Annotated in this window: 14 protein-coding genes and 1 tRNA gene; 8 read left to right on the plus strand and 7 right to left on the minus strand. The window is 72.5% G+C overall.

The window, feature by feature from the left end:
• Positions 1-454: 454 nt before the first annotated feature.
• Entirely contained in the window at positions 455-1,441 is a 987-nt protein-coding gene (locus KYY02_RS10025) for an aldo/keto reductase (protein WP_371237368.1), read from the plus strand.
• Positions 1,438-3,483: a helix-hairpin-helix domain-containing protein gene (locus tag KYY02_RS10030; protein ID WP_371237369.1), complete on the plus strand. Its 2,046-nt coding sequence runs from the start codon at positions 1,438-1,440 to the stop codon at positions 3,481-3,483. The genes KYY02_RS10025 and KYY02_RS10030 overlap by 4 nt, the downstream gene beginning before the upstream one ends.
• Positions 3,484-3,539: 56 nt before the next feature.
• Here the strand turns inward: KYY02_RS10030 and KYY02_RS10035 are convergent, their stop codons facing one another.
• Positions 3,540-4,226, minus strand: a complete 687-nt coding sequence (locus KYY02_RS10035) for a hypothetical protein (protein ID WP_371237371.1) — start codon at positions 4,224-4,226, stop codon at positions 3,540-3,542.
• Positions 4,227-4,273: 47 nt separating this feature from the next.
• Here KYY02_RS10035 and KYY02_RS10040 point away from each other — a divergent pair, with 47 nt between their 5' ends.
• Entirely contained in the window at positions 4,274-4,462 is a 189-nt protein-coding gene (locus KYY02_RS10040; protein ID WP_371237373.1) for a DUF5703 family protein, read from the plus strand.
• A 72-nt stretch (positions 4,463-4,534) separates the two neighbouring features.
• Here the strand turns inward: KYY02_RS10040 and KYY02_RS10045 are convergent, their stop codons facing one another.
• From KYY02_RS10045 to KYY02_RS10055, 3 genes are all read right to left on the minus strand, one after another.
• Positions 4,535-5,200 carry a chaplin gene (locus tag KYY02_RS10045; protein WP_371237374.1) on the minus strand — a complete coding sequence of 222 codons (666 nt, stop codon included), beginning with the start codon at positions 5,198-5,200 and terminating at the stop codon, positions 4,535-4,537.
• Positions 5,201-5,366: 166 nt separating this feature from the next.
• Positions 5,367-5,600 carry a chaplin ChpH gene (chpH, locus tag KYY02_RS10050; RefSeq protein WP_217130323.1) on the minus strand — a complete coding sequence of 78 codons (234 nt, stop codon included), beginning with the start codon at positions 5,598-5,600 and terminating at the stop codon, positions 5,367-5,369.
• 152 nt (positions 5,601-5,752) lie between these two features.
• Positions 5,753-7,078, minus strand: a complete 1,326-nt coding sequence (locus tag KYY02_RS10055; protein ID WP_371237375.1) for a M20/M25/M40 family metallo-hydrolase — start codon at positions 7,076-7,078, stop codon at positions 5,753-5,755.
• A 201-nt stretch (positions 7,079-7,279) separates the two neighbouring features.
• Here KYY02_RS10055 and KYY02_RS10060 point away from each other — a divergent pair.
• From KYY02_RS10060 to KYY02_RS10070, 3 genes are all read left to right on the plus strand, one after another.
• A tRNA-Leu gene (locus KYY02_RS10060) sits at positions 7,280-7,364 on the plus strand.
• Positions 7,365-7,427: 63 nt separating this feature from the next.
• Positions 7,428-7,802 (plus strand): YchJ family protein, encoded by a 375-nt coding sequence (locus tag KYY02_RS10065; protein ID WP_371237376.1) that lies wholly within the window; start codon positions 7,428-7,430, stop codon positions 7,800-7,802.
• A gap of 39 nt (positions 7,803-7,841) precedes the next feature.
• Positions 7,842-8,201: a winged helix-turn-helix transcriptional regulator gene (locus KYY02_RS10070; RefSeq protein WP_371237377.1), complete on the plus strand. Its 360-nt coding sequence runs from the start codon at positions 7,842-7,844 to the stop codon at positions 8,199-8,201.
• A 109-nt stretch (positions 8,202-8,310) separates the two neighbouring features.
• Here the strand turns inward: KYY02_RS10070 and KYY02_RS10075 are convergent, their stop codons facing one another.
• The gene (locus KYY02_RS10075; protein WP_371237379.1) at positions 8,311-9,012 is read right to left on the minus strand and encodes a FadR/GntR family transcriptional regulator; all 702 of its coding nucleotides are present in this window, start codon (positions 9,010-9,012) and stop codon (positions 8,311-8,313) included.
• A gap of 137 nt (positions 9,013-9,149) precedes the next feature.
• Between KYY02_RS10075 and KYY02_RS10080 the strand changes: the two genes are divergently transcribed.
• Together KYY02_RS10080 and KYY02_RS10085 are read left to right on the plus strand one after the other, a co-directional pair.
• Positions 9,150-9,668 (plus strand): gluconokinase, encoded by a 519-nt coding sequence (locus KYY02_RS10080; RefSeq protein WP_371237380.1) that lies wholly within the window; start codon positions 9,150-9,152, stop codon positions 9,666-9,668.
• 80 nt (positions 9,669-9,748) lie between these two features.
• Positions 9,749-11,146: a GntT/GntP/DsdX family permease gene (locus KYY02_RS10085; protein ID WP_371237381.1), complete on the plus strand. Its 1,398-nt coding sequence runs from the start codon at positions 9,749-9,751 to the stop codon at positions 11,144-11,146.
• A gap of 96 nt (positions 11,147-11,242) precedes the next feature.
• Here KYY02_RS10085 and KYY02_RS10090 read toward each other — a convergent pair whose 3' ends face one another.
• The gene (locus tag KYY02_RS10090; protein ID WP_371237382.1) at positions 11,243-12,790 is read right to left on the minus strand and encodes an APC family permease; all 1,548 of its coding nucleotides are present in this window, start codon (positions 12,788-12,790) and stop codon (positions 11,243-11,245) included.
• 49 nt (positions 12,791-12,839) lie between these two features.
• Positions 12,840-13,790, minus strand: a complete 951-nt coding sequence (locus KYY02_RS10095) for a hypothetical protein (protein WP_371237384.1) — start codon at positions 13,788-13,790, stop codon at positions 12,840-12,842.
• Between the last annotated feature and the right edge of the window lie 208 nt (positions 13,791-13,998).

Here is a 13,998-nt window from a genome sequence, read left to right on the forward strand (position 1 = left end):
GCGGCCACCCCCTCCCCGGCCCCTTCCCGCCGTACACGGCCGCCGCTCCCGCAGGGGGCGTGCCCTGTGTCGCGGTGCGGGGGATCAGGCGTCACGCGTTCCGGTACGTGGCCCCGGACGATCTCCGCGGAGGCTGTGGCCACGGGGCGCCCTGCCGGGGCGCGTCGACACCCGGTCCGGGGTCCACCGCCTCCGATCCGCGGATCCCGGCGCGCTGACCACCCGCACCACCAGGCGGGACGCCGTCCCCGCGGGCAGTCGTACCGCGGGGCGGTGGGGGAGGCACCCCGTGAGCGCCGGGCTTCGCGAACGTCCCCCGGCCGGCGCCGTACGGGGTCCCCCGGTCGGTGCCGGAGCACGCGGGCCGACCGGCCCGCACCAGCGCCGGGCCGGTCGGAAATCCCTCGTCCACAGGTCCCCACACCCAAGGCTCTGGCCAGTAATCTCGGCGTTCATGGAGCAGAGGCATCTCGGCCGTACCGGCCTGCGTGTGTCCCGGATCGGGCTCGGGACTCTGACCTGGGGCCGGGACACCGACGAGCACGGCGCCGCGGACCTCCTGAAGACCTTCTGGGAAGCCGGCGGGACCCTCGTCGACACCGCCGACGTGTACGGGGACGGGGAGTCCGAGTACCTGCTCGGCAGGCTGATGGACGGACTCGTACCCCGCCGGGACCTCGTCATCTCGACGAAGGCCGGGAACGTGGCCGACCCGGACCGCCGGGTCGACGGCTCGCGCGGCCATCTGCTCTCCGCCCTGGACGCCTCGCTCGCCCGCCTCGGCACCGACTACGTCGACGTGTGGCACGTCCACGCCTACGACCCCGCCACCCCGCTGGAGGAGACGCTCGCCGCGCTCGACACCGCCGTCGGCAGCGGGCGCGTGCGCTACGCCGGTGTCTCCGACTTCTGCGGCTGGCAGCTGGCCAAGGCGGCGACCTGGCAGCTCGCCGCGCCGGGGACGCGGACCCGGCTGGCGAGCACCCAGATGGAGTACTCCCTGCTCCAACGGGGCATCGAGCGAGAGGTCCTTCCCGCCGCCCTCGACCTGGGGATCGGACTGTTGCCGTCCTCGCCGCTCGGCCGGGGCGTGCTCACCGGCAAGTATCGCAACGACGCCGCCCCGGCGGACTCCCGGGGCGCCTCGGAGCACCTCGCCCCGTTCGTCGCGCCGTATCTCGACGACACGGCGAGCCGCATCGTGGACGCCGTGACCACGGCGGCGGACGGGCTCGCCGTGACCGCGCTGCAGGAGGCCCTCGCATGGGTCCGTGACCGGCCCGGTGTGGCCGCCCCCATCGTCGGCGCGCGCACCGCGCAGCAGCTCACGGCGGCATTGTCAGTGGAGGCCCTTACTCTTCCTGACGAGATCTGCCGGGCCCTCGACGATGTGTCGGCGCCCGTGCACCGCTATCCCGATCACGACTGGAGCACGCTGTGAGCACGGAGCCGCCCGAGACCGCGGAGGACGCCGAGGAGCCGGGGACGTCTGCCGAGGGCGCGCAGGTGTCCGAGGCCGGGGCCGAACTGGCCGCGCAGCGCGTGGAGCGGGAGCGGATCGAGCGGCGGAGGGCGGAGCGGCAGGGGCCGATCGAGGCCGGGGGCAAGCTGAGCGGCACGGCCGCGGATCTGCTGGCCGCCGTGCGGGCCGTGGAGAGCGGGGAGAAGCCGGCCGTCACCGTGTTCGCGGAGGCCGCGCCCACACCGCGGCGGCCCGAGCCTGAGCCCGTACGCCGGGTCGCGGCCGTGGCTCCGGGGCCGGCGGCTCCCGCCGCCGACGCCGTCGAGGACGTGCGGGGAGTGCTGGTCCAGGGGGGTGCGCCGGAGGGGATCGCCGTACAGGCCGCCGCTGCGCTCGGGGACGGGGGCGCCGACGTGCTGCGCGCCGATCCCTGGCAGCTGCTGCGGGTCCCCGGGGTGCGGCCCGAGCAGGCGGACGGTTTCGCCCGGGCGTTGCTCGGCGCCGGGGCCGGACCGGACGACGAGCGGCGGGGGCGGGCGGTCACCGTGTGGCTGCTGGAGCAGGCCGCGCTGGCCGGGCACACCGTGCTGGACATGGCCGCGCTGGTCGCCGCGCTGGGGCGGCAGGGAGTGCCCGGGGCCGAGGAGGCCGTGCGGAACGCCGTCTCGGAGGGGGACGTACTCGTCTTCCAGGACGCCGTCGGCGAAGCCGGTGGCACCGAGGAGGACGAGGAGCGGCCGGTGCGGGTGCTGGTGGGGCTGGAGCGGTGTGCGCTGGCCGAGGAGAGTCTGGCCGACGGACTGGCCCGCCTGGCCGACTCCGTGACCGGGCAGGACGGCGCGGGCGAGGAGTGGGAGCGTGCGGCCGCCGCGGCGGAGGGTTCCGCGGGGGAGCTGATCCGGGCGGTCGCCGGGCACGGGCTGGTGCTGCACACCGGTGGGGAGGCCTCGCTGACCGAGCCGGCGGCCCTGGTGCGCGCCGCGCGGGGTCTGGGGTTGCGGGTCTGGGCCGCCACCCACGGTCCGGTCGGGCGTGCCCGGTTCGCGGGCCTGGTCGAGGGGACCGGGGTCGCCACCGTCGCGGGACTGCTGTCCGGTGCCGAGGGGCCCGGGCGGGACGCCGACGGGGCGCTGGACGTGGATCTGCTGGTGGTGCTCGACGCACCGCAGCTGGATGTCGAGACCGCCGCGCTGGTGACGGAGTCGCTGCCGGACGGGGCGCGGCTGGTGCTGGCCGGTGATCCGGGAGTGCTGTGGTCGGCGGGGCCCGGGCGGGTGTTCGCGGATCTGCTGGCGGCGCGGGTCTGCCCGCAGATCGCCTCGCGGCGGCCGGACCCCGGCCCGCTGGGCGAGCTGCTCTCGGGTATCGGAGCCGGCGAACTGAACCATGTGGCGGCGCCCGGCAAGGAGGTCGTGATCGTGCCGGTGCGGGACGCGGGAGAGGCCGTGCACCGGACCGTCCAACTGGTGGTGGACTCGGTGCCGCGCGCCATCGGGGTACCGGCCGAGGAGACCCAGGTGATCACCCCGGGGCACGGGGGTGCGGTGGGCACGCGGGTGCTGAACGCCGCGCTGAAGGAACGGCTGAATCCGGGGCCGGGGCGCTTCGGCGGGTTCGATCCGGGTGACCGGGTCGTCTACTCCCCTGTTCCGGGACGTACGCTGCCGGGCCGCGTGGTACGGGCCGACGGCGAGGGACTGCGCCTGGAGTGCGGCGACGAGGAGATCGTCGTATCGCGGGAGCGGGTGGAGTCATCCGTGCGGCACGGGTGGGCACTGACCGCGCACCAGGCGGTGGGATGCCGGTGGCCCGCGGTGGTCGTGGTGCTGCCCGGTGACGCCGTACAGGTGCTGAGCCGGCCCTGGGTGTACACGGCGTTCGGCCGGGCCGACCGGCATCTGTCCGTGGTGCACGGTGCGGACCAGGCGCTGCCGCGTGCCGTGGCCGAGGTGTCGGCGAAGCCGCGGACCACCCGGTTGCCGGTACTGCTCGCCCCGCAGGTTCCGGCGGCGAAGGGCTGAGCCCACCCCGCACGGCGGCGGCACCGGGGTGCCGCCGCCGTGCGGGGTGGGTGCGGTCAGCGGTCAGCGTCGAGGGGGTCCAGGCCCCCGTCCTCGTCAGGGCCGGGGGTCAGCTCGTCCTCCAGGTCGTCCTCGTCCTCGAGGCCCTCCTCGTCGTCGAAGACCGCGCTGACGTCGAAGCGGCACACCACCCGCTGCGGGTCCACCTGCTCGAACGGCGCCTCCAGCCACTCGCCGGGTTCCGCAGGGGCGTCCGATGCCGTCACCCAGAGCGTGGAGTCGCCTTCCTCCAGCCCGAACTCCTTGTGCCGGGAGGCGATCTCGTCCGGCTCGAACTCACCGAACAGCAGGCCGAGCGCACCGTGGACGGTGCTCGACGTCTGCGCGCTCCCGTCGTCCGCCGCCTCGATCCGCTGGGCGTGCGCGCGCAGCCGCCGGGGTTCCACGACGGCGTAGTCGCGGCGGATCAGCACGCTGAGCCCGGCCGGTTCCTCGGGGCCGGTGTACGGCGGCGCGTCCTCCACGCCGGGGATCTCGAAGGGGGTGACCTCGTCGTAGCGGTCGTAGAGCAGTTCGTCGTACGTCTCCGCGGCCGCGGCCAGCTGGTTGAACGCCTCGTAGACGGCCGGGTCGTCCTCCCCCGACCGGCGTTCGACCGCGGCCAGGTGGCGGTCGAGCGCGGTCTTCACCGCCTCGGCGGCGGCGCGTACCTCGGCAGCGGTGGGCTGCGCAGCATCAGACATAGTGCAGACGCTATCCGTAGCGGGGCCCGGACCGCACAATAGATGCGATGCCGGAATACGAATTTGTCGATGTGCACGTACCGCGCGGGGTCACCCGCAGCGAGACGGCACGTCTGCTGACGGACCATGCAGAGTACGGTCACTGGGAGTTGTACCGCCTGACGCTGATGCGTGACGGCAGCCGCAGGGTACGGCTGCGGAGGCGGATCATCCGCCAGGTGCGCGCCACCTGGTGATCTTCGACACCCGACCGGAATCACACACGGAGCGGACCCCGCGGTCGCGGGGTCCGCTCCGTGTGTCCGGTGTCACGCGGCGGCCCGTGCCTTGCGGTAGAGGACCGCGCCGGCGAGCAGCGCGCCGGCGCCGACGGGAAGGAAGAGGCCCATCGGCAGCTCGCTGCCGGTCTGCGCGAGCTGTGCGTCGTGCCGGGGCCGGGTGAGGGAGTGGACACCCTGCCGACTGTCGGCCGACAGGCGGTCCGGGGCGCCCGGTTCGTCGCCGGGACGCCCGGGGTCGCCGGGCTTTCCCGGGCTGTCGTGGCCCGAGCCGCCGTTCGCGCAGTCGCCGCCCTCGGCGGCGTTGCCGGCGCCGAGGATGTCGACGTCGTTGCCGCAGACGTTCACCGGGACGTGGATCGGGACCTGGATGTGGTTGCCGGAGCCCACACCGGGCGAGCCGGCGGTGTGTCCGTCGGCGTGCGAGCCGCCGTGTCCACCCGGTGAGAAGGCCCCCTGGCCGGCGCAGGAGTTCCCCACCGACGGATCGAGGACACCGACCACGTCGACCGTGTTCCCACAGACGTTCACCGGCACATGCACCGGCACCTGCACCGTGTTCCCGGAACCCACACCGGGCGAGCCGGCGGCATGGCCCGACACGCCGGAGTCGGCGTGTGCGGCCCCGCCCGCGGCGGCGAGGACGCCCGTGGCCGCTGCCATGGTCATCAGGCCCTTGCGGGTGACCTGTCGCATTGCTGAAATCCCTGCCTTCGACCTGGTGCCGGGAATCGGCGTTCCGCAGGATCCCCGGTGTTCCGACGTTCGATGAGACCGGTCGGCCCCGGAGCGCATGGCGCGCGCTCCGGGGCCGACGGGCTCAAGCCCTCAGCGGGCGTGCCCTAGAGGGTGAGGCACAACGTCACTTGTTGATGCAGACGTTGCCGAAGGCAGGGTTCAGCAGCCCGATCACGGAGATCGTGTTGCCGCAGACGTTCACGGGGACGTGGATCGGGGCCTGCACGACGTTGCCGGAGAGGACACCCGGGGAGTGCGCGGCGACACCCTGGGCACCGGAGTCGGCGGCGGCCATGCCCGCGCCCGCGAGAACCAGACCACCGGTGGCAGCCGCGACGGCGACGACCTTCTTGAGCATTGTTCCTCCTTGTTGGCAAAGCGATCCAAAGTCGCGGATCACATCACGGCCAACGAGGGCGGAGTAATGAGGCTACGAGCCTATCGTCGCATTCACTCTTTCCAGTCAACTCTGCACACCTGCACGATTGTTGAGGACACCGGACCACCGTCTCAGATCGCGTCGAGAAAGCGGTCGAGCACCCGCACGCCGAACTTCAGACCGTCCACCGGCACCCGCTCGTCGACCCCGTGGAACATGCCGGCGAAGTCCAGCTCCGGGGGCAGCTTCAGCGGCGCGAAGCCGAAGCCGCGGACACCGAGGTCGTCGAAGGACTTGGCGTCCGTCCCGCCGGAGAGCATGTACGGGATGGCCTTGGCGGCCGGGTCCTCGGCCACCAGCGCGGACTGCATCGCGTCCACCAGGGCTCCGTCGAACGTGGTCTCGACGGCCTTGTCGGAGTGGACGTCCTCGCGCCGCACCTTCGGGCCGAGGATCCGGTCCAGGTCGGCGAGGAACTCCTCCTCGTATCCGGGCAGGAACCGGCCGTCCACGTGCGCGGTCGCCTCGCCCGGGATGACGTTGACCTTGTAGCCCGCGCCCAGCTGGGTGGGATTGGCGGTGTTGCTCAACGTCGCGCCGATGAGCTTGGCGATGCCGCCGAGCCTGGCGAGGGTCCCCTCCATGTTCTCCGGGTCGAGCTCGGTCCCGAGGGCGTCGCCCAGTTCGTCGAGGAAGGCCCGGGTCGTCTTCGTGACGCGGACGGGGAACTTGTGCCGGCCGAGGCGCGCGACGGCCTCCGACAGCTCGGTGATGGCGTTGTCGCGGTGGATCATCGACCCGTGCCCGGCGGTGCCGGCCACGGTCAGCTTCATCCAGTGCATGCCCTTCTCGGCCGTCTGGATCAGGTACAGGCGGCGCTGCTCGCTGACGGTGAACGAGAAGCCGCCCACCTCGCTGATCGCCTCGGTGACGCCCTCGAAGAGGTGCGGGTGCTCGTCGACCAGGTGGCGGGCTCCGTACGTGCCGCCGGCCTCCTCGTCCGCGAGGAAGGCGAGGACGATGTCGCGCGGGGGCTTGCGTCCGCTGCGCAGCCGGTCGCGGACGACCGCGAGGGTCATCGCGTCCATGTCCTTCATGTCGACGGCCCCGCGTCCCCACACGCACCCGTCGGCGATCTCGCCGGAGAAGGGGTGGTGGGTCCAGTCGTCGGCGTTGGCCGGTACGACGTCGGTGTGGCCGTGGATGAGCAGCGCCGGCCGGGACGGGTCCTCGCCCTCGATCCGGGCCACCGTGGAGGCGCGTCCGGGGTGCGACTCGAAGATCTTCGGTTCCAGGCCCACCTCGGCGAGCTTCTCGGCGACGTACTCCGCCGCCTTGCGCTCGCCGGGGCCCGAGTGGTCGCCGTAGTTGCTGGTGTCGATCCGGATCAGCTCGCGGCAGAGGTCCACGACCTCGTCCTCACCGGTGACGCTCCTGGCCGTGTCCGTCTCGCTCACGTGCTTCCTCCCGCTGCTGGTGTCCCCGCTGATGGTCGTCCCCTCATCCTCCCTCCCCCGCGGTCGCGCCCCAAGACCCGGCCCGGCCCGTCACACGCCGTTCACGCGACGGCGCGGCCGGGCGGGGTGATCGGCCACCCCGGAACACCTGGTAATGTTTACGTCGTCGCCAAGGGGGGAACCCCGCGCGACAGACACCTTGTCCGGGTGGCGGAATGGCAGACGCGCTAGCTTGAGGTGCTAGTGCCCTTTATCGGGCGTGGGGGTTCAAGTCCCCCCTCGGACACGAGAAGCCCGAGGGCCGCGACCACGAGGTCGCGGCCCTCGGGCGTTGTCGCGGAGGCCGACCATGACCACCCTTCCCTGCCCCTGTGGGCTCCCCGAGGCGTACGAGGCCTGCTGCGGCCGGTTCCACACCGGGGCCGCAGCCGCGCCCACCGCCGAGCGGCTGATGCGGTCGCGGTACTGCGCGTTCGTGCGGCGGGACGGCGCGTACCTGCTGCGGAGCTGGCATCCGGGGACGCGGCCGGAGCGGGTCGACTTCGATCCCGGAATGCGGTGGACCGGGCTGGAGATCCTGGACACGAGCGGCGGGTCCGCGTTCCACTCCAGCGGGACGGTGACCTTCCGGGCCTCCTACCGGGGCGGCTCGCTGCACGAGCGCAGCCGCTTCGAGCGGGTCGACGGGGCCTGGATGTACGTCGACGGGGAGTTCCTGAGCTGAGGCCGCAGCCGGGTCGGCCGTCCCGTCGCCGGGATCAGGGTGTGGTGTCGGCGACGTCCACCGGCGCTTCGCCGGTCCCCGGCGCGGGAGATCTTCCCGGACGTCGCCGACAAGTGGGCGCTCCTGATCATCGAGGCGCTCGGCGAGCGCACCCTGCGCTTCAGCGAGGTGCGCGACGAGGTCGAGGGCGTCAGCCACAAGATGCTCACCCAGAACCTGCGCATGCTGGAACGCAACGGCCTGGTCGAGCGGAAGGTGCACCCCACCGTGCCGCCGCGGGTCGAGTACACCCTCACCGGACCGGGCCGGGCCCTGCGCACCACGGTCGACGCGATGTGCGGCTGGACCCACGAGCACCTCGGCCACATCGAGCGGGCACGCGAGCGTTTCGACGCCTGACCGGCGCGCAACGACGCCCCCGTGCCGGGTGCTTCCCCGGCCGACGGGCCGGCCGGACGGAAGCGGACGTCCCCGGTGATCCGGGACTTCGCGCCGCCCGGCGGCGCGGTCAGGGCGCCAGGATGTCCAGTTCCTGGAGAGCGCCCTCGGTGATCTCGCGGGTCAGCTTCTCCGCGCGGGCGGCGTCGCGTTCGCGGACCGCCTCCGCGAGCTGGACGTGCAGGGTGACGGCGGCGGGATCGGGGTCCTCGAACATCACCTCGTGGTGGGTGCGGCCGGAGAGCACCTCGGCCACGACGTCGCCGAGGCGGGCGAACATCTCGTTGCCGGAGGCGGTCAGGATCACGCGGTGGAACGCCACGTCGTGGAAGAGGTACTCCTCCAGCCGGTGACCGCTGGAGTTGGCGACCATACCGAGGGCGCACTCGGTCAGTTCGGCGCACTGCTCGGGGGTGGCGTTGCGGGCGGCCAGGCCCGCCGCGACCGGCTCGATCGCCGAGCGCAGCACCGTGAGGGAGCGCAGCTGGCGAGGGCGGTCCACGCCGGCCAGGCGCCAGCGGATGACCTGGGGGTCGTACACGTTCCACTCGGGGGCCGGCAGGACCGTCACGCCCACGCGGCGCCGGGACCGGACCAGATGCATGGACTCCAGGACGCGGACGACCTCACGCATCACGGAACGCGACACATCGAAACGCTGCGCGAGTTCGTCGGTGCGCAGAACGCTGCCGGGCGGGTACTCACCCGCGGTGATCTCGGGGCCGAGGGTGTCCAGTACGCGGCCGTGCAGCCCCCGGCCCGTGGTGCTCATGCACTCAGAGTACGGGGCGGATCACGGGAACAAAAAGTCAGACTTATATGTCACAGGCTCTTGAATTCGTCGTACCTAATGAGTTTCAGTTGCGTCGACATCACGTGTCGGCGAAGACATCAGACAGTGAGGCAGCCATGAACACCCCCCATGTCGTCGTGGTCATGGGCGTCTCGGGCACCGGGAAGACCACCATCGGTCACCTGCTCGCGGCCCGGCTCGGCGTCCCGTACGCCGAGGGCGACGATCTCCACCCGCCGGCCAACATCGCCAAGATGTCGGCCGGTACCCCGCTCACCGACGACGACCGGTGGCCCTGGCTCGACGCCATCGGTGACTGGGCCCACGGCCGGGCCGGTCTCGGCGGAGTGGTCAGCTGTTCCGCGCTGAAGCGGTCGTACCGCGACCGGCTGCGGGCGGCCGCGCCCGGTGTGGTCTTCGTGCACCTCACCGGTGACCGCGCGCTCGTCGAGGGCCGGATGTCGCACCGGCAGGGCCATTTCATGCCCGCGGCGCTGCTCGACTCCCAATTCGCCACGCTCCAGCCGCTGGAGCCGGACGAGGCCGGAGTCGCCGTGGACGTGACGGGCAGCCCCGAGGAGATCAGCGGACGGGCGGCCGCCGCCCTGGACGCACTGCCCGAGCCCACCCCGTAGGTCCCTGCCCGGACCCCCGCTTCCCGGGGCGCCCCACCTCCCCGGTTTCTCCCCGACCCCCGTACACACAAGGAACCCCCGTGACCAGACTCAGCGTCGAGATGCTGGCAGCGGACGCCCCCGAGCCGATCACCTCGGCCGGCCACGCCCAGCTGGGCATCGCCGTGCTGCTGGGCATCGCCGTCATCGTCCTGCTCATCACCAAGTTCAAGCTGCACGCCTTCCTGTCACTGACCATCGGCTCACTGGCGCTCGGCGCGTTCGCCGGCGCGCCGCTCGACGAGGTGATCACCAGCTTCAGTGCCGGACTCGGCTCCACCGTCGCCGGCGTGGGCGTGCTGATCGCCCTCGGCGCGATCCTGGGCAAGCTGCTCGCCGACTCCGGCGGCGCGGACCAGATCGTCGACACCATCCTCGCGAAGGCGAACGGCCGCACCATGCCTTGGGCGATGGTGCTGATCGCCTCGGTGATCGGGCTGCCGCTGTTCTTCGAGGTCGGTGTGGTGCTGCTGATCCCGGTGGTGCTGATGGTCGCCAAGCGCGGCAACTACTCCCTGATGCGCATCGGCATCCCGGCGCTCGCCGGTCTGTCCGTGATGCACGGTCTGGTCCCGCCGCACCCCGGTCCGCTGATCGCGATCGACGCGGTCGGCGCCAACCTGGGGGTGACGCTGGCGCTGGGCGTGCTCGTCGCGATACCGACGGTCGTCATCGCCGGTCCGTTGTTCTCGAAGTACGCCGCCCGCTGGGTGGACGTCCCCGCCCCGGAGCGGATGATCCCGCAGCGGCCCTCCGAGGACCTGCAGAAGCGTCCCGGCTTCGGCGCGACGCTGGCCACGATCCTGCTGCCGGTCGTGCTGATGCTGGCCAAGGCGCTGGTCGACATCGTCATCGACGACCCCGGGCACCACGTGCAGCGCGTGTTCGACGTGATCGGCTCCCCGCTGATCGCGCTGCTCGCGGCCGTGCTGGTCGGCATCTTCACCCTGGGCGTGCCCGCCGGGTTCAGCCGGGAGCGGATCTCGCGGCTGGTCGAGAAGGGGCTCGTGCCGATCGCCGGCATCCTGCTGATCGTCGGCGCGGGCGGCGGTTTCAAGCAGACGCTGATCGACACCGGTGTGGGCCGGATGATCCTGGAGATCTCCGAGGACTGGTCGATCCCGGCACTGCTGCTGGCCTGGCTGATCGCGGTGGCGATCCGGCTGGCGACCGGTTCGGCGACGGTGGCGACCGTCTCGGCGGCCGGTCTGGTGGCTCCGCTGGCGGCCGACATGTCGACCACGCACGCGGCCCTGCTGGTGCTGGCGATCGGTGCTGGTTCGCTGTTCTTCAGCCACGTCAACGACGCCGGGTTCTGGCTGGTGAAGGAGTACTTCGGGCTGAACGTCGGACAGACGGTCAAGACCTGGTCGATCATGGAGACGATCATCTCGGTGGTCGCCGGTGCCCTGGTGCTGCTGCTGTCACTGATCATCTAGGCGTACGACTGCTCCTTGAGCCGTACGCCGGCCGAGGGCCCCGGCACCTCGTCGAGGTGCCGGGGCCCTTGCGCGTCCCAGGGGCGCGGCAGCGCCCTACGAAGTGCGCTCGGCCTCCTTCTCCAGCTGGAACGCCTCGTTGCCGAGCCCGATGCGGGCGTGCTTCTCGGGGGCGCGGGCGCGCAGGACGGCGCCCTGGACCAGCCCGGCGACCAGGGCGAGCCCGATGATGCCGGGCAGGATCCAGCTCAGCGCGGAGCCGGGTCCGGCGCCGACCAGGACGTCGAAGTCCTTGACCGTGTAGACCGCGATGCCGGTCAGGGCGACGCCCGCCAGCGCGGAGGTGACCAGCCGGCGGCTCTGCGCGCCCGCGGCGCCGCGCCGGGCGAAGAAGACGACGACGGACAGGGAGGCGATGGCCATCAGCACGATCACGCCGAGCGCGCCGACGTTGCCGCCCCAGGTGAACAGGTGCAGGACCGGTGCGGTCGGGTCGCCGGTCGGCTTGTCGTCGGTGAGCGCGAAGGCGAGGACGAGCACGGCGGCGATGACGGTCTGGAGCAGGGAGCCGGTGCCGGGGGCGCCGCTGGCGCCGGTGGTGCGGCCGAAGACGGCGGGCAGCAGGCCCTCGCGGCCCATGGCGAAGGCGTAGCGGGCGACGACGTTGTGGAAGCTGAGCATGGCCGCGAACATGCCGGTCACGAAGAGGACGTGCAGGACGTCGGTGAAGGTGGAGCCGAGTCGGTCCTCGGTGAGGAGGAACAGCAGTCCCGCGCTCTGCTCCTGGGAGGCGCCGACGATCCCGGAGGGACCGGTGGCGACGGTGAGCGCCCAGCTGCTGAGGGCGAAGAAGACGGCGACACCGGTGACCGCGAGGAACATCACGCGCGGCACGACCTCGTGCGGCCTGCTGGTCTCCTCGGCGTAGACGGGGGCCTGTTCGAAACCGAGGAAGGCGGCGACACAGAAGCACAGGGCGGTGCCGACGCCGGCGCCGGTGAGCGTCTCCGGGTCGAAGGCGTGCAGCGACAGACCCTCCTTCCCGGGGTCGGCGACGGCGGCGACGTCGAAGGCGACGACCAGCAGCACCTCGATGACCAGCAGCACGCCGAGCAGGCGCGCGTTGACGTCGATCTTCAGCCAGCCCAGCGCGCCGACGGCGAGCACGGCCACCAGCGCCGGTATCCACCAGGCGACCTCGAGGTCGGCGTAGGTGGCGAGGAGGCCGGAGACCTCGAAGCCGAAGATGCCGTAGATGCCGACCTGGAGGGAGTTGTAGGCGACGAGCGCGACGAGCGCGGCGCCTGCTCCGGCGGTGCCGCCGAGTCCGCGGGAGATGTAGGCGTAGAAGGCGCCGGCGTTGTGGACGTGCCGGCTCATCTCGGCATAGCCGATGCTGAAGAGGACCAGGACGACGCCGAGGGCCACGAAGAGCAGCGGCTGACCGACGATGCCCATCACCGCGAATGTGGTGGGCATGACACCCGCGACCACCATGAGGGGAGCGGTCGCGGCGAGGACGGAGAGCAGCAGGCCCCCCGTGCCGAGGCGGTCGGCGCGCAGGGCGCGCTCCTGCCCCCTGAAGGTGCTGATGCCGTCGGCTGTCGCTCTGCTCGTATGCGTGCTCGAACTGTCCGTCGTCATCTCGAGACCGTCCTCGGGTCGGTGGTGGTTGCGGCGGGCCGGGCCGGGGTCAGGCCGTGCCCAGGGCTGCGGCGCGGGCGGCGCGGAAGGCGGTCAGGGCGTCACGGCCGGGGTACGACCAGGGGGCGGGCGTGGCGTGGTCGCCGATGCGGTGGAAGAGGGCGGCGGCCTCGGCGCCCCGGCCCTCGCAGACCTTGGCGTGGGCGAGGAAGTTGAGGTCGACCAGGCGGCGTGGGTGACCCTCGTGCTCCCACTCCAGCCACCAGTCGAAGGCGGCCTTCATCACCTGCCGGGCGCGACGGCCGACCCAGTGGCCGGAGGCGACCGGGTCGGCGGGTTCGTGCCCGGCGGCGGCCAGGGCGCGGTAGCGCTCGGCGTGCGCGATGACCGGCAGGATCGCCAGCGGCGAGTCGGCGGGCGCCTGTTCGGCGGCCCAGTTGGCGAAGTCGTACACCTCGTGCAGCGGGTCCGGGCCCGCCTCCACGCGACGTTCGGCGAGCCAGGCGACCAGCAGGTGGTGGGCGTGGTGGTGGTCCGCGTACCGGGTGCGGACCTGCTCGAACAGCCGGACCGCGTCCCCCTCGGCCCCCTGGACACACTCCAGCAGGAGCAGTCCGAGCCAGGGGGTGGGGTCGGCGGGCACGAGCTCCGCGACCCGGTGACAGGTCTCGCGGGCACGGGCCGGTTTCTCCCTGCCGTGCAGCGCGCGCCGCACCTGGGCCAGGGCGAGCAGCACGGACGCGTCACCGGAGTCGGGTTCGGCGAGCAGCCACTCGCGGGCCCAGGGGGCACAGTACGGCTCCTGGGCGAGCACCGTGACGCGGTGGCCCCGGCGGTCCCAGTCCTCCCCCGTGCGGACCAGCAGCGATCGGGTGTTCTGCCACCGGCCCTGCGCCAGCGCGGTCCGCGCGGCGACGAGTTCGGCGTCGTCGAGGGCCTCGTCGAAGGCCTGTGCCGCCCGTCTGCGGGCGCGGCCGAGGGGAGGCGGGGGTGGGGACACCGCTGGATTTCCTCACGCGCTCTTCTTGTGGTCGTCGGCTCACGGCGGGTGGTCGGTACGGCAGCGGTCGGCTGCCGAACGCCATGGGCCGGTCACGCACAGCAAACCGCCCGTCAACGGATCACGTCAAGGGCACCCCTTGCGTTACTCGCGTCAACTGCCTTCACAAACAAGCCACTTGTGACGTCCGGAGCCGGAGGGCCGCCCG

This window comes from Streptomyces pimonensis (assembly GCF_041380215.1).
Classification (GTDB): domain Bacteria; phylum Actinomycetota; class Actinomycetes; order Streptomycetales; family Streptomycetaceae; genus Streptomyces; species Streptomyces pimonensis.